At 41.9% G+C, this 24,978-nt stretch carries 14 protein-coding genes; 10 read left to right on the top strand and 4 right to left on the bottom strand.

Annotation, left to right across the window (positions count from 1 at the left end; translation table 11 throughout):
* Positions 1 to 337: 337 nt before the first annotated feature.
* The 8 genes from ATK78_RS15520 to ATK78_RS15485 all read left to right on the top strand — a co-directional run bounded on the left by ATK78_RS15520 (position 338) and on the right by ATK78_RS15485 (position 11,630).
* Entirely contained in the window at positions 338 to 1,432 is a 1,095-nt protein-coding gene (locus tag ATK78_RS15520) for an acyltransferase family protein (RefSeq protein ID WP_133577022.1), read from the top strand.
* A 62-nt stretch (positions 1,433 to 1,494) separates the two neighbouring features.
* Positions 1,495 to 1,992: a helix-turn-helix transcriptional regulator gene (locus tag ATK78_RS15515; RefSeq protein ID WP_133577021.1), complete on the top strand. Its 498-nt coding sequence runs from the start codon at positions 1,495 to 1,497 to the stop codon at positions 1,990 to 1,992.
* Between the two features lie 7 nt (positions 1,993 to 1,999).
* The gene (locus ATK78_RS15510) at positions 2,000 to 2,641 is read left to right on the top strand and encodes a nucleotidyl transferase AbiEii/AbiGii toxin family protein (protein ID WP_133577020.1); all 642 of its coding nucleotides are present in this window, start codon (positions 2,000 to 2,002) and stop codon (positions 2,639 to 2,641) included.
* A gap of 3 nt (positions 2,642 to 2,644) precedes the next feature.
* Positions 2,645 to 2,986 (top strand): nuclear transport factor 2 family protein, encoded by a 342-nt coding sequence (locus tag ATK78_RS15505; RefSeq protein WP_133577019.1) that lies wholly within the window; start codon positions 2,645 to 2,647, stop codon positions 2,984 to 2,986.
* 45 nt (positions 2,987 to 3,031) lie between these two features.
* Complete coding sequence (locus tag ATK78_RS15500) at positions 3,032 to 4,666, top strand: alpha-L-rhamnosidase-related protein (protein WP_133577018.1); 1,635 nt, start codon at positions 3,032 to 3,034, stop codon at positions 4,664 to 4,666.
* A 181-nt stretch (positions 4,667 to 4,847) separates the two neighbouring features.
* Positions 4,848 to 6,662, top strand: coding sequence for a glycoside hydrolase family 2 protein (locus ATK78_RS15495; protein ID WP_133577017.1), 1,815 nt, complete (start codon positions 4,848 to 4,850; stop codon positions 6,660 to 6,662).
* 255 nt (positions 6,663 to 6,917) lie between these two features.
* The gene (locus ATK78_RS15490; RefSeq protein ID WP_133577016.1) at positions 6,918 to 10,043 is read left to right on the top strand and encodes a SusC/RagA family TonB-linked outer membrane protein; all 3,126 of its coding nucleotides are present in this window, start codon (positions 6,918 to 6,920) and stop codon (positions 10,041 to 10,043) included.
* A 15-nt stretch (positions 10,044 to 10,058) separates the two neighbouring features.
* Positions 10,059 to 11,630, top strand: a complete 1,572-nt coding sequence (locus ATK78_RS15485; protein ID WP_208112381.1) for a RagB/SusD family nutrient uptake outer membrane protein — start codon at positions 10,059 to 10,061, stop codon at positions 11,628 to 11,630.
* Positions 11,631 to 11,703: 73 nt separating this feature from the next.
* Here ATK78_RS15485 and ATK78_RS15480 read toward each other — a convergent pair whose 3' ends face one another.
* Positions 11,704 to 15,843, bottom strand: a complete 4,140-nt coding sequence (locus ATK78_RS15480; protein ID WP_133577015.1) for a hybrid sensor histidine kinase/response regulator transcription factor — start codon at positions 15,841 to 15,843, stop codon at positions 11,704 to 11,706.
* Positions 15,844 to 16,117: 274 nt separating this feature from the next.
* Here ATK78_RS15480 and ATK78_RS15475 point away from each other — a divergent pair, with 274 nt between their 5' ends.
* On the top strand, positions 16,118 to 18,505 hold the full coding sequence (locus ATK78_RS15475) for a family 78 glycoside hydrolase catalytic domain (protein ID WP_133577014.1): 2,388 nt from the start codon (positions 16,118 to 16,120) through the stop codon (positions 18,503 to 18,505).
* 287 nt (positions 18,506 to 18,792) lie between these two features.
* On the opposite strand, the gene ATK78_RS15470 is transcribed toward ATK78_RS15475, so the two are convergent.
* Positions 18,793 to 19,098 carry a hypothetical protein gene (locus tag ATK78_RS15470; protein WP_133577013.1) on the bottom strand — a complete coding sequence of 102 codons (306 nt, stop codon included), beginning with the start codon at positions 19,096 to 19,098 and terminating at the stop codon, positions 18,793 to 18,795.
* Between the two features lie 142 nt (positions 19,099 to 19,240).
* On the opposite strand from ATK78_RS15470, the gene ATK78_RS15465 reads away from it, so the two are divergent.
* The gene (locus ATK78_RS15465; protein WP_133577012.1) at positions 19,241 to 20,977 is read left to right on the top strand and encodes an ATP-binding protein; all 1,737 of its coding nucleotides are present in this window, start codon (positions 19,241 to 19,243) and stop codon (positions 20,975 to 20,977) included.
* A gap of 16 nt (positions 20,978 to 20,993) precedes the next feature.
* On the opposite strand, the gene ATK78_RS15460 is transcribed toward ATK78_RS15465, so the two are convergent.
* Together ATK78_RS15460 and ATK78_RS15455 are read right to left on the bottom strand one after the other, a co-directional pair.
* A complete protein-coding gene (locus tag ATK78_RS15460; protein ID WP_133577011.1) occupies positions 20,994 to 22,007 on the bottom strand; it encodes an LLM class flavin-dependent oxidoreductase in 1,014 nt (337 codons plus the stop codon).
* Positions 22,008 to 22,104: 97 nt separating this feature from the next.
* On the bottom strand, positions 22,105 to 24,843 hold the full coding sequence (locus ATK78_RS15455) for an outer membrane beta-barrel family protein (RefSeq protein WP_133577010.1): 2,739 nt from the start codon (positions 24,841 to 24,843) through the stop codon (positions 22,105 to 22,107).
* Positions 24,844 to 24,978: the final 135 nt, after the last annotated feature.

The raw sequence follows: 24,978 nt of genomic DNA, 5'->3' as shown, positions 1-24,978 counted from the left end.
AAAGGTATATATTAAACCGAACGTTTCAAAACGATTATTTAGAATTAATGCTAAAATTATAAAATTCAAGCTGTTATAATTTCAGCTGGGCCTTGCTGTATCGCCAATTAATGGTTATACAGTGCAAATGTTACCAGGTGAGTACTTCCTGTAAAACCTATATGGCTAATTCTATTTCGCAAGTATTGCGTACTCTAAATAAGGAGTAAACTGTGCGCCGCTTAATAGAAATCTTTTCATGTAACACGATTTTGATTACACCAGTAATTTAGATAATTTGTGGCCATGGCGAATCAAGCGCTATCGTTACATTAAACCTTACAGGATATACCTTAAAATGGATACGGACAAAACTACCGCAACAATTCTGGAAACCAAACCGCATTTCCAAATTCTGGACGGATTAAGGGGCGTTGCTGCGCTGGCCATTGTAACGTTTCATTTTATGGAATGGGCTTATACCGATTTCAGCAAGAACTTTATGGCACATGGTTTTTTAGCGGTCGATTTCTTCTTCTGTCTTTCGGGATTTGTGATCGGATATGCCTATGACGATCGTATAGCAAGAATGGGTATTCTGGATTTTTTTAAATCAAGGATCATCCGCTTGCATCCGCTGGTTGTGGCTGGATCTGTGCTGGGCCTGCTGGCATTTTTGTTCGATCCGTTTGGCGGCCATCCCGAATTATACAGCACCGGTAAAATCATCCTCACATTTTTTTGTTCGATACTGCTGATTCCACTGCCTGTAATAGCTGACCGTGGATTTAACCTGTTCAGCTTCAATGCACCTTCCTGGTCATTGTTTTGGGAATATGCCGCTAATATTGTTTACGCATTTGTGCTTTATAAGATCAGCCGCGGTTATTTGCTGCTATTAACCATACTCTCTGCAGTTGCTATTTGCTGGGTAGGTTACCGTTCCGGCAATTTATTGGGCGGCTGGAGCGGCCCAACCTTTTGGGACGGGAGCGCCCGGATATCATATTCTTTTTTAGCAGGACTTCTTATTTACCGCTCCAACTGGATCATCAAAAACAAGCTGGGATTTATCGGCATAGCCATATTATTGTTCCTGGCCTTTATCGTGCCATTCTCCAAATGGAATTGGTTATCCGAACCTTTGATCGTGCTGTTTTACTTTCCCTTGCTGATTGCTTTAGGCGCGGGGGCTATGTTAACACCTGGTTTAAAAAAGGTCTGCATCTTTTCGGGAAAGATCTCTTACCCATTATATATGACACATTATGCCGTGTTATGGATGTTTGGTAATTATTACGCCAGTCATAAGCCGGACACTGTGCAGCTGACTTTCATCATTATAGCTGGACTAATCCTGCTGGTTGGGGTAGCATACCTGGTTATGGTAGTTTACGATATCCCTGTAAGGAAATATTTAAGCCAGAAATGGAACCAAAGGCGCACCGTCTAAGAAGGGCTGTCGTGAGTTCCGTAATTCAAACAACTTGTAAACAATTTTGTTTATATTTGTATATGGAAATGTCATTGGAAAAATATAAGGGTATCCATCCCGGTTTGATCCTGGAACGTGAGCTTAAAAAAAGAAAGCTTAAGAAACGTCCTTTCGCGCTTTCTTTACCGGAGTACCCGCAAACAATTAATGATATTACAAAGGGTAAACGCAACCTCACTCCTGAAGTATCTTTAAAAATAGACCGGGCACTTGGTATAGAAGAGGGAACGATGTATCTTCTTCAGGCGTATCATGCTATAAGAGTAGAACAATTTAAGGCGCAAATTAAGCGGCGTCCAGATTTGAGTATTTTTCGGAAAGCTCTTTTTTGGGATACAGATGTAAGTAAACTTGATTGGGAGAGACAATATAAGTCGATTATTAAAAGAATATTTGAACGGGGAGATTCCAGGGAAAAGCAAGCTATACTGGATTTTTATGGTAAAGACAAAGTAAAAGAGGTTGTTGGCAGTTCATCTGTTGATGGTAACTTAGCTATATTCACTCAAAATAAATAATGCCCATATGCTCCATTGGAATACAGTTAGTGATGAATTACAAAATGCATTATTTAAATTGATGCAAGCTAAGGAGTTTAGTGAATTCAGACTGGTTGGAGGCACTGCCTTAAGTCTGCATTTGGGACATAGAATTTCAATTGATATTGATCTGTTCACGGATGCAGCTTATAGATCAATAGATTTTGACGCAATTGATAATTATTTAAATAACAGTTTTAATTATGTTGCAGGTGATTTTGGCGGTAATCCGGGCATGGGAAAATCATATTTGATTGGTAAAGATTCCGATCAGGCAATTAAGCTGGATGTTTATTATTCGATGGATCCATTTTTTCAGGATGCAACCGAGTGTGATGGAATACGAGTGGCTACTGTTGAAGAAATTATAGCTATGAAAATTGATGTTATTCAACGTGGCGGACGGAAAAAAGATTTTTGGGATTTGCATGAACTTTTGCCGCGATATGATGTCAAGACTATGATTGACTTACATCGACAACGTTTTGAATGGACACATGATTCAAAACTTATCCTGGAAAACTTTGTAAACTTCCAAAGTGCGGATCAGGATTTCGATCCAATCTGTTTACTAGATAAAGAGTGGATATTTATTAAGGAAGATATAGAGCTTGCTGTAGAAAAATAGAATATGGCTGAACAAAATAAAACTATATTAGAAAAGGCAAATGCCTTGATTACTAAAGGCGACTATGAGGGATTTCTTTCTTTCTGCACTGAAAATACGGAATGGGAATTTGTAGGCGACAAAATCTTAAAAGGAAAGGAAGCCGTTCGCCAGTATATGGCAATTGCCTACCTGGAGCTGCCAAAGTTCATGGTTGAGCATTTGATTGCTGAGAATGATTTTGTTACGGCAGTAGGCAGGATCAGTATGAAGGATAGGGATGGAAAAACAACTGATTATTCGTATTGCGACGTCTGGCGGTTTGAGGATGGCAAAATGGCGCAATTAAAAGCTTTCGTCATATAATTCTTAATCCAGGCAGCAACTGCTAAGAACATAAAAGAATCTCTCATGATCAAAACCCTAATTGTATTTTTTTCGCTGATTTCATCTATTGCATCTGCCCAGGATTATTATGGAGTTGAACTTCGTGAACGGTGGTTGCTTAAGGCAGAAAAAAGTAAGCCTCAATTATCAGCGGAAATAAAGAAACCAAAAGCGGTAGTTAAACTCATTGAAGATCAAAACTCTTTTCAAGGTTGGAAAGCGGAAAAGGTTGGTGCTATTTCTGATTTTTATGAAAAATCCTTTAAATCACAATCATCGACAGTAATTGATTTTGGTGAGCATCTTACCGGATATTTTACGTTCAGCATAAAAGCCAGTCAAAATGCATTACATGGACCTTTAAGACTTAAGCTGATATTTGGAGAGGTCCCTGCAGAATTAGCGACTCCATTTGATCCATATCCCGGTACTTTAAGCCGCGCCTGGTTACAAGATGAGATTGTAACACTTACTGAACTGCCTGCCAAGGTCGCATTATCTCGTCGCATGTCTTTTAGATATCTCAAAATTGAGTTGCTCGCTAGTCCCAGTAATTTTGATTTCAAGATCTCAGATATACAATTTAAGTCAGTTACATCAGTAGTTAACAGACCAGATTCGCTAAGTTCATCAGCATCACCGATGATAGTTGCTATCGATAAAGTGGGACTGTCGACATTAAAGGAGTGCATGCAGACAGTTTATGAAGACGGGCCAAAACGTGATCGCAGGTTATGGACCGGAGACCTATATCTGGAAGCTTTAGCAAATGCGTATTCTTTTAAAAATCATGACCTTACAAAGAGATGCCTGTATTTACTTGCTGGTGTAAGTAAACCGAGTGGATTTTTATATCCTTGCGTGTTCGAAGCTCCGGAACCACATACACAAGAGGGAGGTTTCTTGTTTGAATATTCACTTCTATATAATGCAGCACTGAAGGAATACGTTATCGCTACCAATGACAAGGAAACTGGCCTTGATCTCTGGCCGGTTGCTAAGAGGCAGGTTGAAAATATCAGTAAACATTTGGACGCAAATGGATTATTAAACACACAGCGTGCTGAAAGAGATGGTTGGTGGCTATTTGTTGACTGGAGGGAAGGATTGGAAAAACAAGCATCGGTACAAGGCATTATGATTTTTTCAATTCAGGAAACGCTCGCATTGGCTAAATTGCTGGGTAAGGAAAATGAAGTTGCCTATTTAAAAGAGCTGGAAACCAGGATGACTAAAGCTGCGAGAACTTTGTACAATAAGGAAAGTGGCTTATTTTTAAGCGGTTCCGCTAAGCAGGTTTCATTTGCGTCGCAATGTTGGATGATCATTAGTGGGGTGGCAAGTAAAGCAGAAGCACAAAGCGCTTTAAAAGCTATAGCCATCAAAAAAGATGCTGTAAAACCAGGCACTCCATACTTAATGCATTATTATATTACTGCGCTTATCAAATGCGGTCTTAATAAGGAAGCAAAGTCAGTTATGGAAGATTATTGGGGAGGGATGGTGAAGAAAGGTGCTGATACGTTTTGGGAGGCCTATGATCCGGATAATGAAAAGCTTTCTCCATATAACTTCTTTCCAATTAATAGCTATTGTCATGCCTGGAGTTGTACTCCTGTTTATTTTATAAGGAAGTACCCGGCAATTTTTCAAAAATAACAGTAGGGTTGCTATAAATGTATTTATGGAAAATGATGTGCAATTGCGCAATTAAAAGCCTTTGTGATCCATTCTGAATCAAAATAGCAACAATCAGGATTGTTCAGGTAATATAACTATCTTTAATTAAATAAATTAACATTCCAGTTCCTATATTCCATCAACTAAACTAATGTTCTTAATGAAGAAAAATATTAAAATCCTTTTTTTAAACTACCTCCTATTGTTAGTTTTTGCCTCTGCCGAAACGGCCGTAGGACAAGTTGCTAAGTTACCGACAAAGTGGACTAAGATTGCTATGGAAGCAAAAATTCCTTTTCCGGAATACCCCAGGCCCCAGCTTGAGCGTAAGGATTGGTTGTGCTTAAATGGGAAATGGGACTATATTGGTGGTAAAGAGGTTATGAACGCTTTAAATCCTTCAAAGCCTATAGCTTTCGATAGCAAAACTGATCAAATTCTTGTTCCATATTGCCCCGAATCTGTGCTTTCTGGAATTGAAAAAAACCAGGAGATTAATATGTGGTATCGAAGGAGCCTTGAAATTCCTGAATCCTGGGCAGGTAAGGAAGTCATCATTCATTTCGATGCTGTAGACCACGATGCAACTATCTTTGTTAACGGAAAGAAAGCCGGATCACACGCGGGCGGCTATGATGCTTTCAGTTTGAATATTACCTCTTTTTTAAAAAAGGGAAGCAATACACTGATCGTTGCTGCTCATGATCCAAATGATGGCCGAACGCCGTCAGGTAAGAATGGCCCCAGGGGCGATTATACGTTTTCATCAGGCATTTGGCAAACGGTTTGGCTTGAACCGGTTAATAAAAATTACATCAGGAACATTCGCTTACTGCCTGATTTAGCCAACAGCCGTCTGAAAGTACTGGTGAATGCAGAAGCCGCACAGGTTTTAGCCGTAGTGCTTGATGGAAAAAAGGTCGTTTCTGAGCATAAAGCTGAAGCTGGTACTGCATTTTACATTCCAATAAAAGATCCAAAGCTTTGGTCTCCTGATGAGCCCTTTTTATACGATCTCAAGTTGACTTTAAGAACCGCCAGCGGTGAGATCACAGACGAGGTAACCAGTTATTTTGGAATGCGGGATGTGAAACCCGGTAAGTTGAACGGTGTAGTAAGACCTTTGTTAAATGATAAATTCGTTATGCAGGTAGGCTTGCTGGACCAGGGATACTGGCCAGATGGAATTTTGACGGCACCAACTGAAGAGGCGCTGAAATATGATGTTGAATTTACCAAAAAGGCCGGATTCAATTTGATTAGAAAACACATGAAAACTGAACCCAAGCGATTCTACTACTGGGCCGATAAACTTGGTTTACTGGTTTGGCAGGATATGCCTGCCATATGGTACCAGCATGAAGATACCGCCAGAACCCGTACGGTATTTCGTAAAGAATTAAAAGCCATAATGGACGACCATTACAATTCTCCATCAATCATTACCTGGGTTCCATTTAATGAGAACTGGGGCGCATTTGATGTGAAAGAGATTACAGACTGGGTAAAAAAATATGATCCCTCGAGGCTTGTTAATGGTAATTCTGGCTTTAACAACAACCCCGGTTATCAGAAAGCAGCTGGAGATCCTGGGAATGGAGATTTTGTAGATACCCATATTTACATTGGCCCCAGGGATGCTTCAGTGCCTGATGGTAAGCGAGCAGCATCACTGGGCGAATTTGGAGGCGTAGGTTTGTTTGTAAGGGGACATATGTGGCCTGTAGAAAATAATGCCTATGCCTATGAGCCTACTAAAGCTGCACTTACAGACCGCTATATACTCTTGTTAGATCAGGTTGAACAGCTTATGAAATATAAAGGGCTAAGTGTTGCTGTCTATACACAAACGACAGATGTAGAACATGAAGTTAATGGTCTGCTGACTTACGATCGTGCTTTTGAGAAAATGGATGTGGAGAGAATCAGGGCGGTTAATCAGGCTGTGATCAATGAAGGTAAAAAGCTAAATTAAAATAAAAAATCTTCTCAGACCTGGATCCCCCAATGCGGCAAGCATTGGGGGATTTTGATTTTTAGGAAATCTTATAATGGATACTATTTCTTTTTTTATAGATGGACATGCGCATCATTGCTAACTGTGATTAAATATTTTGTTGTGATAAATAGGTAAAAAGAAATGATAAATAGGACAAATAAACCAGCTTGATAAGTGCTTGATTTGCTTATTCCAAAAACATGAATTTATCAATAACCAAATCAATAAAGTATGAGCGCAAAAATTACTAATCAAAAAAATTTATTAAAACGAATCAGATATTATGTGATGCCGATCATGTTGGCCCTTATTTGCGGGCCACTGTTTGCACAATCCTTAAACGTTAAGGGGAAGATACGATCTGGAGATAACAACCAACCCATACCGGGTGTCACTGTTACTGAAAAAGGAACGCAAAATGGTGTTGTGGCATCAAACGCCGGGTTGTTTTCTATCGATATAAATGCCAATGCAACTTTAGTTTTTACCATGATAGGTTACATCCCCAAGGAAGTTGTTGTGGGTAACCAACGTGAAATAAATGTCATCCTGCAGCCTGATAATAAGGTGTTGGATGAGGTGGTGGTTATTGGTTACGGTACCGCCCGCAGAAAAGACCTGGTTGGGGCAGTTAATACGGTATCCGCTAAAGAGGCCGGTGCTAATACGGCGCTGAGTCCGGCACAGTTGCTTGTTGGTAAAATGCCAGGTGTTCAGGTCGTGAATTCGCAAATTATTATCCGTGGAACCGGCTCTTTTACAAGTGTTGACCCACTTTATGTTATTGACGGGATACAAGGCGATGGTAATGTATTTTCGACGATAAGTCCGCAGGATATTGAAACGATCACCGTTTTAAAGGATGCATCGTCAACTGCTATATATGGTGTGGCAGCTGCGAATGGTGTAGTTATTGTCACTACAAAAAAAGCAAGAGCCGGTGCAACGCGGGTAACCTTTAATACGCAGGCCGGTATTTCCAAAGCGTGGCGACTGCTGGATATTTTAAAAGCAAGAGACTATGTTGACCTGCTTAAGGATATTGCAGCTACCACCAATATTGCTGTTCCAGCTAAGTTAAATACAGAAGATGTATTGGTTGATCGTGCTGATTACCAAAAGGAGGTATTTAAAACAGCCTATTCTACAGAGAGTGATCTGAACGTAAGCGGTGGCGGTGAAAAGGTATTGTATAATTTATCTATGAGCTATATCACGCAGGATGCGCTCATAAAAAGCAGCCGCAATGACCGCCTGTTCACGCGCATCTCGCTTGATGAAACATTGGGGCGCTTTCATTTTGGCCAAACCCTGAATCTGAGATATAACCGGGGATCGGGACAAGGAGCCAGCCTTGTAGGCGGTATTACTTACGCACCGTATCAGCCAATACTGGATCCAGCGGTACTTGGTGGCTATTCAATTGTAACCAATGTTAATGATAACAGCAATGTAGGCAACCCGTTACAAGACCTGGGTGTTAAATCCAGCAAAAGCAATAGTTTAACTTTATACCCGCAGGTTTTTGGAGAGGTGAAATTAATCAGCGGCCTGACATTCAGATCACAGCTTTCAGGAACTTATAATACCAGTCATTCCGATTCGTACCAATATCCCTATGTGGCCTCAAACAACCTGGCGTATGGACGTCAGGTTGGCCGCTCATTTGGTTCGTCATTTACCTATACTTTCGAAAACTATTTCTCCTATAACAAAACCTTTGGTAAGCATAACTTATCGGCCACATTAGGTACCAGTTATATTGATGCGGGTTATAATAAAGCGCTTACCGTTTTAGGAACAGGCCTGACGAATGATAACATTAAGGACATCAGCGTTGCGCCAACTGTTACCACAACGGGTAATGGCTCCGGCTACGGTACACAATTTGGCAGTGCACAATCCTGGTACGGCCGTTTAATTTATACGTTTAATGACCGGTATATCCTTTCGGGCAGTGTTCGCCGCGATGGTTCATCAAACTTTGGTATCAATAACAGATACGGTAACTTTCCGGGCGTAGGGTTTGCATGGAGATTTACCGAGGAAAGCTTTATTAAATCGGCACTGCCGTTCCTTTCAGACAGCAGGCTTCGTGCCGGCTGGGGACGTACCGGTAACAATAAGTTTAATTTAGGTGTAACCGACGTATTTACCTATAGCGGTTATCCTAACGGAAACCTGGTTTACTCTTTTGGTACAAACGAAGCATTTGCAGGCGGTACTACGGTAGCTACCATATCCAACCCGGACCTGCACTGGGAGCAGACGGATCAGACCGATATCGGTCTTGATCTGGGTTTTCTAAACAACCAGCTGACGGTTAGTTCAGGCTATTATATACGTAAAAGCCGCGGTCTGATCGTTAATGTACCTGTGCCTACCAGCGTTGGGATTGGAGGTATAAATGGTATACAAAGTGTGGTAACCTCAAATGCTGCTGATGCAGAAAATAAAGGATTTGAATTGCAGGTTTCCTATAAAAGTAATACCGAACATAATTTCAGCTACACCATCAGTGCGAACGGCGCATTGAACAAAAACAAAACGCTCTCGTTGGGCAACCTGTCACAATCACCGATCATCAGTGGTGTTTTTAACAGCTTGAATGGCCTTACCCTTACACAAAAGGGCTCTCCAATCGGAGCATTTTATGGTTACCGCGTTGATCATGTGGCAAGTACGCAGGCCGAGATTGATGCCCTTAACGCCACTGCCCGCCAAAAAACCGGGAATACCTCTGCGGTATACCAGGCAGGCGTAAAACCAGGAGACTTTTTATTTAGGGACCTAACCGGAGATGGTGTGGTAGATGCCATAGATCAACAGGTACTTGGCAGCGCAATCCCCAAATTCATTTATGGATTTAACATGAGTGGTAACTATAAAAGCTTTGATATTAACCTCGTAATATCCGGCGTAACAGGTATTCAACTGGGTAACGCGCTTAAATTTTTCACGGAGAACGCCTCAACCGGCCATAATGCGACCACCGCCATTTTAGACCGCTGGCGAAAATCGGGTGATGTTGCTGCTTTGCCGAGAGCCGGACAAAGTGTTACCTCGTCTGGTAATTTACGCCCCTCGGATTTTTTTGTCGAGAACGGCGCTTACCTGCGTGTACGTAACTTAACCCTGGGCTATACTTTTTCTAAAAATGCTTTGCGCTCAATTTCCGGACAGGTACTGAGCGGGCTAAGAGTGTTTGCCGCCTCGCAAAACCTGTTTACCATTACCGGCTACAAGGGTTATGACCCAGAGGTTAGCGGCAGCGACTTTATTTTTGGCAGGGGGATAGATAACGGTCAGGTTCCACAGCCAAGAACCTTTATAGCGGGAATACAATTAGGATTTTAAAAATTAACGATTAGAATGATGAAAAAATATATCAAATATATGCTTGGCGTAGTGCTGTTAATTACTGCGGGCAGCTGCAAAAAGAACCTGGATGTACAAAACAAAAATGCCTATACCTACGATACTTATTTCGCAAGCGATGCGGTATTGAACCAGGCAACCATAGCCACTTACGCCACCTTATTGCACAATGGTTTATGGGCACGGGAGTGGTACTTTATTTTTGACCTTTTAGGCTACGAAGCTAAGAATGACCAGCCGTTAACTGGTGATCTGCTGAATCTTGCACAGTATAATTTCGGTAATAACCAGCCGACTTTAGATGTCATGTGGGCCTCATTATACCGGATGGTTTTTCGTGCCAATGTGGTGATTGACAGAGCCGGCGTTTGGAAAGCTGTAACAACTGCAGAACTGGCACATCAAAAACAGTACATCGCAGAAGCAAAATTTTTGCGTGCCTATGCTTATTTTAACCTGGTCAGTTTATATGGGCGGGTACCTTTGCGTGTCAGTTATCAGGAAACTACCAACACCCTGGAGCAGCCGCGGTCCGGTGTGGCCGAAATATGGGCTTTTGTAGAAAAAGATCTGCAGGAAGCACAGGCCGATTTGCCAGTAACATTTGCTAATACTGATCTGGGCCGCGTTACTAAGGGAGCTGCTACAGCGCTTTTAGGAAAAGCTTATCTCTACCAAAAGAAATATGCGCTGGCGGTTACCGAACTAAACAAACTGACACAAGCACCGTATGCTTACATCTTATCACCCAATTACAGCGATCTTTTTACTGCTGCCAATCAAAACAATAAGGAAAGTATTTTCCAGATCATGAACCAAACCTGGACAGACTGGGGAATTGGCAGCCAGTATTATGTGTTTGGAGGCCAGGAAATTAATGGTAAGGCAACCCACTCAGACCGTGCGCAGGAGTATGGTTTTAACGACTGGAGCAACGTGTTTATCACCACTACAGCGGTAAAGGCATTTACCTACGCTCATCCTCAAACCAACGCCCCATATGTTGATCCGCGCGCAGCCTATACTTTTTATGGGGATGCGGCAAGCGGCGGGCAAACGCAATATTGCCAGCAGTGTGCCGGCGGGCCAATTGCATACCCATTTGCGGCTAAAGGCTATCATTATTTAAAGTATGGATACTATAATCTGATCGCTGTTTATGGAGGTCCGCAAAGCGGCATCAACGGTCAGGTGATCCGTTATGCAGATGTGTTGCTGTTATTGGCCGAGGCTTACATTCAACAGGGTAATACCGGTGCTGAGCCTTTAGGTTTAATTAACCAGGTAAGGGCCAGGGTAGGGGCACCAACCTATCTTACGCTGGGTAATCAGACCAATGCATTTGGTATTTTAATGCGCGAAAGGCAGTTGGAGCTCACCGGTGAGCAAGCCCGCTATTTTGACCTGATCCGCTGGGGGGTTGCCAAAGAAATCATAAATGCCCAGCGATCAATAGAAGATGGTACGCAGCCTTTTCAGGATAAAAATGTGTTGCTGCCGATCCCGATATCGGAGAAAAATGCGAACCCGAACGTTGCAAAGGATATCAGTAACGATTGGAATTAATTACTGCTCTATAATTGGCTGCTCCCTTTGAGGGAGCGGCCTTTTTTGTTTCAGGAAGCAGGCGTAGCTGCTTTTATTTCTGAATAAACTGAGTCGGTGTTTTGCCGAATTCTTTTTTAAATGCCCTTGTAAAGTAGGATTGTGTTTGCATCCCTACCCGGTACATTACATCAGTAATAAAAATATCCTCATGGATCATGATCTCCTTTGCTTTTTGCAGTCTCATGGTACGGATAAATTCACCGATAGATTGGCCGGTAATGCTTTTAATTTTATTGTACAGTTTGGTTTTACTCATGCACATTTGTGCGGAGAGGAAATCTGCATCGAGATAAGGGTCGGACATATTTTCGGTGATGTGCAGCAGCAGCTTATCAATAAATTCTTTATCGCGGGCAGAATGCACCAACTCCCTCACCTCAATCTGATGATCTTTAGCGTAATGGTTTTTGAGCTTATGGCGCTGCTCAAAAATGTTTTTAATCGTTAAACACAGCAGTTTAAAATTGATCGGTTTGGAAAAATAATAGTCGGCGCCCGACTCGACCCCCTCAATCTTTGAATCGATGTTATCCCTGGCTGTTAACAATAAAAACGGAATGTGACTCGTTTCAAGATCTTCCTTAATCAGCCTGCAAAAGTCAATACCATTCATTCCCGGCATCATAATGTCGCTAATAATCAGGTCTGGATATTCCGCTTTGGCCTTTGTAATGCCGTTGGCACCATCTGCCGCTGCCGAAATTTGATAATTGTTGCTTAGGCTGTCTTTAAGCAATTCAATTATTTCCGGATTATCATCCACTATTAAAATATGTTTTTTAATTGTATGGGTATTTACCTCTTCCATTAGATCATCTACGGCCGTACTGCTCGGCTCTGCAGTATATTGCAGAACGGGTATAACGCTTTCCAGCCTTACAGCACTCCTGATTAAAGTTTCATTCCATATTTCAGATTCATTATAATCATCTCTTAAACAAGGTATTTTAATAATTACTTCTGTGCCTTTATTTTTTTCACTGTACACATAAATTTCGCCTTTATGGAGGGCCACAAGGCTTTTAACAAAGGCGAGCCCAATGCCAGATCCCAAGTGCGACTCTGTAATCCTGTAATAACGCTCAAATAAATGTTTCAGCGAGTCTTTATCGATGCCTATCCCGGTATCTGTTACTTTAATGGCGAGATATTGTTTAGATTGATGCTCGTTTTTTATAAGCAGCTCATTTTTATAGCTGCTAACCGTCATGTTTTGGAAATCGGCTATTTCGACAGTCACCTTACCGCCGGCAGACGTGTACTTAATCGCATTATGGATCAGGTTTAAAGCTATTTTTTCAAGTATCTGCCGATCAAACCACGTATCGGTTATGGTTAAGTTTTTCTTAAAGGAGAGGCTAAGTTGCTTTTCGTGCGCCAACACCACAAATTCATCCGTGATCTCGTCAATGAATACATCTATATTCCCCCTGGCTACCTTTAATGACAAGGCAGACGATTCCACTTTTTTGAAATCCATCAACTCATTGATCAGGTTCATGAGCCTGTTGGCGTTTTTAAAAAGTGATGCAAAATGCCTCCCGGCGGTTGCGCCTGCATCCTCCTTGATCAGCCTTTCCAGCCTGCCCATAATCAATGTGAGCGGAGTGCGCAGATCATGCGATATGTTGGTGAAAAACTGGAGCTGTATTTGGTGCAGTTCCTCTTTTTTTAATTTTTCGAGTTTATCAAGTTCAAGCTTGCGTTTAAAACTTAGGGCATAATAAGCAACCGTTATCAAGATAAGGCCTGTTAAAATGCGGAACCACAGCGTTTGCCAGTACGGCGGCCTGATTATAATGGTGATGGTGGTTTCGTGGTTGTTCCATATCCCGTCATTATTTGATCCTTTTACTTTAAAAATATAAGTGCCGGGATCTATGTTTGTGTAAAAAGCTTTTCGGTCATGACCAATGCTGATCCATTGTTTGTCAAACCCTTCCAGCTTATAGGCATATAAGTTATTACTGGTGGCCGTATAGTTAAGCGCTGCAAATGATAATGCAAAAGTGGACTGATCGTGTTTTAAAATAATTTCCTTCGCTGTATTGATATCGCTTTTTAAAGGCGAATTACGATCGAGTGGTGTAATCTTTTTATTAAAGATTTGAAACTCGGTTAAGTATACCTTCGGGATAAAATTATTGATGAGGATGTTTTGCGGATAAAAGGAATTGAACCCCCGGATTCCACCAAAAAATAGTTTACCATCCCTGCTTTTCAAAAAAGCATTCGCAGAAAACTCTTCGCTTTGCAGGCCATCTGCCTTATTGTATTTTTTGTAGGTGCCCTTATCGGGGTTAAACTTAAATAAACCGTTCAGCGTTGAGATCCATAGCGATCCGCTTTCATCCTCAACAATGCCCTTAATAAATTCTGAAGCCAGTATGCTGTTTTTTGGGTATAGATCGAACTTGTCATTCTCTTCATTATACAGATAAAGGCCTGATTGACCAGCCCATACGCGGCCTTTGCTGTCCGTATAGATCACTTCTACGATGGGGTTTTTCTCCTTACTCAAAAAATAATGTCTGAATGAATTGGTTGTTACATCAAAGCAGTTCAGGCCGGCATCATCAGTGCCAATCCATATATTTCCTTTTTTATCCTCGTTTAACGACACAATATCGTAGCCTAAAAAGCTGGTTATATTTTGCGGGTCCCTGGTTATTTTGGAGAATGTATGGTTATCTGGGTTATAGCGGTTTAATCCACCATTATAAGTGCCTATCCAGAAATTCCCTTTTCTGTCTTTCAATACTTTATAAACGTGGTTTGAGCTGATGCTTGAGTTATCATTGGGATTGTTCAGCAGTCTTTTAAATGTTCCGGTTTTTTCATTAAAAACATTTAAACCGCCTCCCCAGGTGGCTATTAATAAATTCCCCCGGTTATCATCTATTATATCCAGTACAGCATCGCAGCTGATAGAGCTTTTGTCGAAGGCGTTATAGCGGTAATGCTTGAAGGAATTATCGCTGCGGTTATACTTATTCAGTCCGCCGCCATCTGTACCTATCCATATATTACCTTTGGGATCTTCGTAAAATGCTTTAACATCGTTGTAGCTTAAACTGTTTTTGCTGTCCTCATGTTGAAAAAACTCAAAGTTTTGCGATTTTGGTGCGTATAATTTGACTCCTCCACGGTGGGTGCCAATCCACAAATTACCTTGATTGTCTTCAAAAAGTGCCGATACGGTTTTTTGTTGCAATGCGCCAGGTTTATTTACAGGATCTTCGGCATAATGATGAAAGCCGCTGCTGCCGGGAGTTAGTAAGTTTAAGCCACCGTTTACGCAGCCAACCCATAGGTTACCTTTATGGTCAAATATCAGATCGTTAATGGAATTGCTGCCAATGCTGGATGCATCTTTTTCGATATGATCAAGATGTCTGATCATTTTGGTCTTGGTACTAACTACATATATGCCCGAGTTTTCGGTTCCTATCCAGAAATCTCCGTTAGGGGCTTGTTGCATCACCCTGATATTGGCCCTGAAATTTGGGATCAGCAGTTCCTCACTGAACTTATTGGTCTTGTAATTAAATCTGTTTAAGCCCGAGCCGGCAGCAACCCACAAATTATGGTCACGGTCTTCAAATATATAATTTACATAGTTGAGCGATTGATTGCCAGTGTTTCTTTTGAATACCGTAAACTTTTTGGTTTGCCGGTTAAAAATATTCAGTCCGCCATGATAAGTGCCTATCCAGAGATTGCCGTAATGGTCTTCATGAATACTGCTGATGCTGTTGTCTGATAATGAACCAGGCTTATTTACCTGATGTTTATAGGTAATAAAGATCCCTTTCTCGCGATCGAATAAATTTAACCCATTTGAGGTTCCGACCCACAGGTTTTTTTGCCTGTCCTCATAAATGTGCCTGATATAGTTGTCACTGATGCTGGATTTATTTTGTGCGTTATATTTATACACCATCATTTGGTAGCCATCATATTTATTTAGTCCGTCATTGGTACCGAACCACATGAAACCTTTACTATCTTGTACTATGCAATTGATGGTGCTGTTGGAAAGTCCGTTATCCCTGGATATGGTAGTAAATTTCAAAAAGGGTCCGGAGGCGGCGCTTAAAAGCGGACACAGAGCTATTAACAATAACAAGTACTGTTTGACAAATGTGCCTACAGGTTGATGAATATTCATTTGACAGGTTATATTTGGTTTGGGTATCAGGCTGATGGCAGCTATGATCCCGAAAATCTAAAATACTAAATCTTTAATTAAAATACGCCAATAAGTTGGTAATGATAAATAGGTCAAAAGAAATGATAAATAAGGCAAATTACCCGCTCGGATTTAACGGTAATTTGCTTTTAATGACGAGAGATTACCAGGGGACCGGAATATATCAGTACCTGCGGTAAAACTTAAAAATTGATTTTTGATAAAAACTTTAAATCCTAAAGGTAGATAAGTAATGAGAGTTTTTGCTAAATATGCCGGTACTTTATTAACGCTGTTTTTGATTAGCAGTACTTGTGTTTGTGCTCAAAATATAAAACCAGGTCCAAACACGGACAAACCACAATTTAAAGCAGGGTGGATTGGACCACCCGATGTGCAGCTTACCAATTATGGTATTTATCACTTTCGTAAAACACTGCATTTGGCTACCAGACCGGCTGATTTTATCATTCATATTTCAGCTGACAACCGTTACCAGTTATATGTAAACGGTACGGCTGTTGCCAGCGGCCCTCAACGTTCTGACGTCAGTCACTGGCGATATGAAACCATTGATCTGGCGCCTTATCTTAAAACTGGAGAAAATATAATAGCAGCAACCGTATGGAACCAAGGTGAAAATGCTGCCTGGGCACAGCTTTCTCTGCAAACCGGACTTCTGATAGATGGCGTTGGGACTGCATCTATAGCCAATTCTGATACCTCATGGCGAGTAACGGAGAATTTTGCTTATGCACCAATTGCCATTGGATTGCACATCACAGGGCCATTTGAGCAAATCTACGCACAGCGATTTCCATGGGGTTGGGAACTGAGCGGTTATGATGACCGTTATTGGAAAAATGCAATTGAAACAGAAAAAGCTATTGCGTTTAACCATGAAAAACAACAAGGCAGGCAACTGCTGGAGAGAAATATTGCTATGGTTGAAGAAGTGCCGCAACGTTTTAAAAGTGTGCGCAGGGCGGAGGGGATCTTAGCTGGCGATGAATTTATAAAAGGAACAAAACCGCTGGAAGTAATTCCGCACAGCAATGTTACGCTGCTTTTAGATCAGGGTGCGCTTACCAATGCCTATCCGGAGTTGTTAGTGAGCGGTGGCCGCGATTGCAAAATAACACTGACCTACACCGAAGCTTTGTACGCCAATAGTGACGGTCAAAAAGCCAACCGGAATGAGATTGATGGGAAGACCGTTAAAGGCAACCAGGATGTGTTTATTTTAGATGGTGGTGCAATGCGGCTTTTCAGGCCGCTGTATTATCGTACTTTCCGGTATGTGGAAGTCAAGATAGAGAATCATCAGTTTCCGCTGACTATAAACAGCTTTTCAAGCAGCTTTACGGCTTACCCCTTTGCAGAAAATGCCAGCTTTAATTCCAGCGATATCTCGCTCGAAAAAATATGGAATGTCGGCTGGCGTACCAGTAGGCTTTGCGCTTATGATACTTATATGGACTGCCCTTATTATGAGCAGCTACAATATATAGGCGATACCCGGATACAGGCACTTATATCACTCTATGTATCCGGTGACGACCGTTTAATGAAAAATGCGATCACTCAGTTTGATCAGTCGCGCATTGCTGAGGGGTTAACCCAAAGCCGTTACCCCTCTGGAATGAAGCAGATTATTCCACCTTTTTCTCTTTTCTGGATAGCCATGCTTCATGATTACAGGATGCTTGGTAGTGATGAACAGTTTGTTGAGAATCTGCTTCCCGGTGTCGCAGAGATACTTAACTGGCATGAGCAATATATAAGTGAACAGGGAATGCTCTCAAAAATGCCGTTTTGGAACTTTGTTGACTGGCCCAAAGAATGGCCCTGGAAAGGTAATGAAAATGTGAGTGGCGTTCCGGAAAGTGCATTAACAGGCAACTCTGCTGTACTGACACTGCAATATGTTTATGCGTTAAATTATGCGGAAGAACTTTATCGGAGCTTCGGCTTGCTTCAACAAGCTAAAGTTTACGAAACACGCGCTAAAAAGCTTGTAGAAGCAACTTATAAAGCCTGTTGGGATCGCAAAAGAGAAATGATGGCCGATTCGCCAGACAAAGGGACATTTAGTCAGCATACCAACGCTATGGCGGTTTTAGCCGGTGCCATTCCCCTAAAGGATAGAAAGGCTTTGCTGTTAAAAATTGAAGGCGATCCGGATATCATTCAATGCACTATTTACTATCGCTTTTATATGATCCAAGCCTTTAAAAAGGCGGGATTGGGTAAGGAATATCTCCGGTTGCTGAAACCGTGGAATCAAATGCTGGATCTAGGGCTTTCTACTTTTGCGGAGCGGCCTGAACCTACCCGTTCAGACTGCCATGGCTGGAGCGCCAGTCCCAACTACGATCTGCTGGCAACAGTTTGCGGCATAACCCCGTTGAAACCCGGCTTTAAACAAGTACGAATAGCACCTGAGTTAGGTAGCCTTACCTGGGTAGAAGCTGCCATGCCGCATCCATTAGGCGAAATAAAAATGCGCCTGGAGAATCAGGGTGGCTTTTTAACCGGCGTAATTACCTTGCCCAACAATCTTAATGGTGAATTTATCTGGCATCACCGTACTATCAAATTAAAGCCTGGTATTCAAAAAATAGGTATAAAAAGTTTATGAGTCCGCAAAAGCTCAGAGGAAATCTGGAGCTTATTGCTGGTGGGTCAATGCATGGGGAAAATTAACTGAATTATTGAACGTTTACAAAAAGTTAGGCACTACTCCATAAATTTTTTAAATTTGAATATGAAATTACCTGTTCTAGTCCCGTTAATTTGCTCCTTGTTTTTTTAACAACAGTGGTCAAGGCGGAAAACGACTACCTGCTTACGCCACAAAATGATACACTCAGGGCTGAGGTGAAAAAACCGTATTCAACTACATTGAATTAATCATTATATTTAAATCTACATTACGTGAACCAGTAACAGTATGGCGAGTTCTGTAATAATCAAACCGATTGGAAGTATATTTAAAAAACGCACTTTATATGATTTACCTGCACTGGGTATCAAACCTAGCAATGCTGCCAATATTATAGCAAGGCCTGCCGATAAGAGGACGGCGGCTAAAAGATCAGCAACCACCATAATCACTTTGCCAGATGTACTGTCAGAGGTATAAGTGGAGATGCTAATGGTAAACAGCTGTTCGATTGCGACTAATGCAATGCCTGTCAGCCACAATAGCCTGGTGTTTTTTTTGTCATGCATAAACGTTTCTGCTAATATAGTGTGATTATATCAATGACATCTATCTTATTACGGGTTATCCAAGGTTTGTAACATGACATATTTTCATAACATCAATTATTAAAAAAGTAACTTTACTATCGGGACAGATCGCGAATATATTATGATGACCAAACACACTTTTACGAAAATTAAGTCTTTCCTTATTCGGGAGCCGAACTCATCAATTTTAAAGGCTCAACTCAAGCTCTTTTATTTGATGCTCGGTGCCAATGTATTCAAAGGGTTTCTTTATCTGTACGATGCTTATGATCGCCATCAGGGGGATGGTAGCGGAAGGGCTTTGCGTCTTATCATCACCTCAGTGCTGCTGATGGGGGCACTCCGGTTATTTCCGCGCTATATAAAGTTTGGTATTCATTGGGCGGTATTTGGTACTATTTTACATCTTTACTATCGCATTTTTAATGACGATATTGGAACGGATACCATTGCTATGCAGGCTATTGTTATGGTTATCATTTCCGCTTTTTATGGGTTGAATGCCCGCTGGGGTCTTTTCTATAGCGTGGTAGCATGTGCCGCCCCAATTTTAAGCCATTATATTGCATTTAGATGGACTGGGCTGGAGCCCTTACCTGAAAACTTAAATGACTGCTACATTGCCATTAATTTTGTGGTGATCCTGCTGTCACATGTGTACTTTCACAACGTGCTGTTTGGAAGTTTAAAGGAAAAGGATGTGCTTAATGATGCACTTGCTGAGACTGCCGATGCGAAGGGTACATTCCTGTCGACCATGGCGCATGAATTGCGGACGCCACTCAATTCAGTCATCGGTATAGCAAGTTTGCTTATTGAAGACAATGAGAACGAAAAACAAAAAGAACAACTGGATATACTCAAGTTCTCAGCAGAAAATCTGCTCTCGCTGATCAATGATATTCTTGATATCAATAAGCTGGCAGCGGGCAAACTTGAACTGGAATCGGTATCCTTCAACTGCTTTACACTGATTAAATCTGTATCCACCAGTACGGCAGCCCAGGCGAAGGGAAAGGCGTTGGATTTCAAGGTCGAAGTAGACCAACAGATACAAACCCGGATCTATCTGGGCGACGCCACCCGCATGACACAGATCCTGTTTAATCTGGTTGGGAATGCCGTTAAGTTCACGCAATCCGGCGGAATTATCGTGTCGGCTAAATTGCTCAGCACAATCGCTGAGGTGGACTTGATCCGGTTTCAGGTGGCTGATACGGGAATAGGAATTAGTGAAAAGCAACAACGAACGATTTTTGAGCCGTTTGTTCAGGCTTCCTCCAGCACCAACCGTAAATTTGGTGGCTCCGGACTTGGGTTATCTATTGTAAAGCAGCTGGTAGAAATGTTTGGCAGCAGCATCAATCTTGAAAGTCAAGCCGGGAAGGGAACAACTATCTATTTTGATTTAGCCTTAAAGCATGCTGTTATTGAAGAATCGACTGGTATAAAAACGGAATCCTCCGTTGAGGTTTCATTAAGCACATTAAACCTATTGCTGGTAGAGGACAACATGATGAACATCTATTTTATGAAAGAGTTGTTTAGGCGATGGGAAATTGTTGCAGACATTGCAGAGAATGGGAAAGAAGCCCTGGATCTGGTCACAAAGAAGTTGTATGATGTCGTTTTAATGGATATGCAAATGCCAATTATGGATGGGATAGAGGCTACAAAACGAATCAGGCAATTAGCAGATCCTGATAAAGCAGCTACCTATATCATCGCACTTACAGCTTCGGTTTCTGATGAGGTAAGGGCCAGGGTAAAGGAAAGTGGAATGAATGATTACCTGCAAAAGCCTTTTCAACTCGAAGAATTACATGTAAGATTGGTTAAGTTGGTAGCTGCCTCATAAATTATAGGAAAAAATATTATTTCAGTAGTGGAATTACTTTGGTTCCAATAAGTTCTATTGATTGTAACAACTGCGCATGGTTCAGGCCTGCATTGTCCATTTGAAAGGTAAACCGGTCAATGCCTCCCAATGATTCGCTGTGGCGCAAAAGTTTCTCAGCTACCTGTTCCGGACCACCTACTACCAGTACACCCTTAGGGCCTGCCATGTGATCAAACTGTGCTTTTGTTACTGGCGGCCATCCGCGTTCCCTGCCGAGTTTGGTCCAGAGTTCTGCATAACCCGGGTAGTATTGATCAATTGCCTGCTCATTACTGGAAGCCACATAACCTGGCGAATGCAGTCCAACCTTCAGATCTTCAGGAGCAAAGCCGGCCTTATGTCCCGCTTCACGGTACAGATCCACCAACGGGCGAAAGCGTTCAGTCTCTCCGCCAATAATGGCCACCATCAATGGCAGGCCTAATGTTCCGGCACGTGCAAATGATTCTGGTGTACCGCCTACTCCAAGCCAAACCGGCAATTTGCTTTGCAGTGCTCTCGGATAAACCGGCTGATTTGCCAATGCCGGTCTGAATCTGCCAGACCAGGTTACAAATTCCTGGTCGCGGATCTGTAGCAGCAGGTTTAACTTTTCTTTAAACAATGCATCATAATCCTGCAGGTCAAACCCAAACAGCGGATAGGCATCTACAGCAGAACCACGTCCAACCACCAGTTCTGCCCTCCCTTTGGAGATGAGGTCCAGCGTTGCAAAATTCTGGTATACCCGCACCGGATCGGAAGTGCTTAATACGGTCACGGCACTTGTAAGGCGTATACGTTTGGTACGGGCAGCGGCAGCAGATAAGATAACTGCCGGGGCAGAATCCAGAAACTCTTTTTTGTGGTGTTCGCCAATACCGAAAACGTCCAGGCCAGCCTGATCAGCCAAAACTATCCTGTCCAGTAACTGTTCCATGGCATCGACACTGCTCAAAGCCTTGCTGCCATACATGGCCGAGGCAAAACTATCTATTCCTATTTCCATCTGTGTTTGTTTTAAATGATTTAATCAAAGTTACATGATGCAACAGCAAGAACTCATGATCTATGATAAGAAATAGATTTTGAAAAAATTAGTTTATTTACAAACGGCGCCTGGCTTCATTACCTGCAGCATCGACATTTTCGGTATTGCTTTGTTTTTTTCCGCTCGAGAAGTTGTAGTTGATAGAAAGCCCAATGTACCGGGCATAGTCTACTTTGTTTCTCAATACATTCCGGCTAAACTCTGGCGTATTGATCTCATACCTGGGCTTATACAAATGGAATGGATCCCATATTTCTGAAGTCAGGTTTAGCCGGTCCTTAAAGAAACTCTTTTTAACCAGTATGTTGATGGATTTTTCATTGAACTGGTCATATAGATCGCGAAAGCTGCTGCTGATATAATTCCCTGAAACTTCTATATAGTATTTTCCCGGTAAGGTAAATTTATTGGCCGCCCACATATTGTATATAAACTTCTCCCGGTGTAAACCTAAGCTTCCCTGAACATCGAGTGTACGATACCTCAGCGTGGTATTGGTATTGAACTCCCACCATTTTGTTAGCTTAACCGGAATGTAGAAGGAGGTAAAAACATTGTTGTTGTCGCTGATATTCTCATTTTTTGAAACGATGACATCACCCAGGTTAGTGACATTTGCAGCAATACCATTCTCCGTATTCTGATATCCTAAGGTAAATGAATATCGGTTTTTCAGCAAATATTCAAATTGCAGGTTATTGCTAAAATAGGGTACCAGGTCTGGATTTCCTGACTCTACCGTGTTGATGTTCGCATAGCTGATGAATGGGTTCAGCTGCCTGAATCCAGGGCGCTCTATTCTTCTGTTGTAGGAAAGCGTGTAAGAATGGTTTTCGCCCAGTTTTCTGTTCAGATAGGCTGAAGGAAACAGGTTCCACTGGTTGCGGCCTATGGTCTGCCCGGTTGTTACTGATATACCTTCATAATTGGTCTGCTCAGCCCTCAAGCCAATCTTGAACCCCCATTGCTTGTAGGTTTGTGCAAGCGTACCATAAAAAGCAAGGATATGCTCATTGTATTTAAATCTATCCGATTGTAGTGGATCTAATGGAGACTGCTCCGTAAGGCCATTCCGGTAGTCCATGGTATAGTCAGTAATTGATCCGGTGAACTTTCCTCCTGCATTGATCACTGTTGAGGGAGACAGATGTTTCTCCAGATCTGCATTGAAAACATGTATAGTAGATCTTCCCCGTGTTTTGGTAAACTGGTTGTCCCGGGGATGAAACTCCTGTCCGAGGTCATTTAAAAAACGGGTTTCTAAAGCAGAGGGGTCATTTAGGTCGTAATAAATAAAGCTATAACCAATATCCAGTCTGCCGCCCATAGTGTCTAGTTTGTTTCTGTAAAAGGCGTTTGCCATATGGTTGCTGTATGAAAACCGGGTTGTCCTTTCCGAAAAGAGGGAAGAGTCTGCCGCATTGCTATTGGGAGAGAAATATTTAACATCAGTGGTCAGGCTATTACGGATATCTCCGGGATTGCTAAACATATTGTAGCTCAGTCCAATGGTTTGCCGCTGATCAAGTTTGTAATCCACGCTGGCGTTGTAGGCAATAGAATTGTACAGCTCAAAATATTTCTCATCCTGGCTGCTGGCAACTCCGGTATCGTGAAACACCTGTTCGATGTGATCTTCATAAAACGCCGGCCAGCGCCTATAGTTAAATCCGCCCTGTATGTTGAACTTTCCGGCCCTGTAGTTTAAAAATGTTGATCCGATCACATTGTTTTCACTGCTATGAAAGAATCCACCTTTGACATTACCAGAAAGCCCATATTTAAATTCTGACTTTAAAACAATGTTAACGATTACGCCGGAATTTTGAGCGTCATTTTCTGCCCCCGGAACGATTTTGAGCTCGAAGGATTTTATGGATTCAGACGGAATGGATCTTAGATAACCCAGGAGCTGATCACCTGGCAAGAGCATCCTTCTATTGTCTACATACACGGTTACACCCTCATCGCCACGAAACCGGATGTCTTTTCCATCGAAATTTACCCCCGGAATAACACTAAAGAGCCGGAGTGCATTCTCTCCATTCTCATAAGCACTGCCTTCTATGTTTAAGGTTAGTTTATCAATTGATCTGCTGATCAATGGCCTTGTACCCTTAATGGCAACATTCTTCAATTGTATGGCAGACCTATTCAGCACAAGATCCGGAAGCTGCAATTCCTTTGAGGCTCCTATATTGATGGTTTGTATGAGACTATCTGTTTCCAGTGATGATATTTTGAGCAAATAGTCTCCGCGTTCATAAACCTTTAGGTTAAACCTGCCGCCGGTATCTGCCAGCGCACTGAACTTAATTTGCGGATTGGAGACCTTCGTAATGCTTATCGTTGCAAATTCTACAGGTTTGCTGTTCGAACCCAATACACGTCCTTTTATAGTATATGCATCCTGTAGGGTACTCCTTCTCAGTAAAATATTGTTCTCGATCTGTTTAAAGGAAAAATCAGAATTCTTCAGCAGCTCATATAATGTGTTTTCAACTGACCGGGTATTAAATTCTAAATGAAGTCCGGATATTCCCCTTATTTCGGCCTTTCTATAATAAAAACGAAAGGTAGTCTGTGCCTCAATCCTTTTTAACGCAGTTAAAAGGGTTTCGTCTTCCAGTCTTATGGCTACCTTTTGCTCACTCATGCTTTGTCCGTTTACGTCCACGGCCATGAGTTGAAATGAAGTTAAGATGGATAGGAATATGATGAAACTTACACGCATCAGCCAGATGATAAATTGTTTATTGGTTATACCATTCCACAGTATTGCAGAATTTTTCATAATTTTAAATGTTTTAAGTGATTCCGAATTGTTTAAAACCCCGGTTTTCCGGGATACCCGTAAAGCGATTGCCGTCGGTTTACGGGTTACTTTTACTGACAATGCTTCTGAAGCTTTCCCAGCATGATCTATGCT

Origin of the sequence: Pedobacter metabolipauper, assembly GCF_004362715.1 — a bacterium.
In the GTDB taxonomy this organism is placed as follows: Bacteria; Bacteroidota; Bacteroidia; order Sphingobacteriales; family Sphingobacteriaceae; genus Pedobacter; species Pedobacter metabolipauper.
This window is presented reverse-complemented; position numbering and strand designations above follow the sequence as displayed.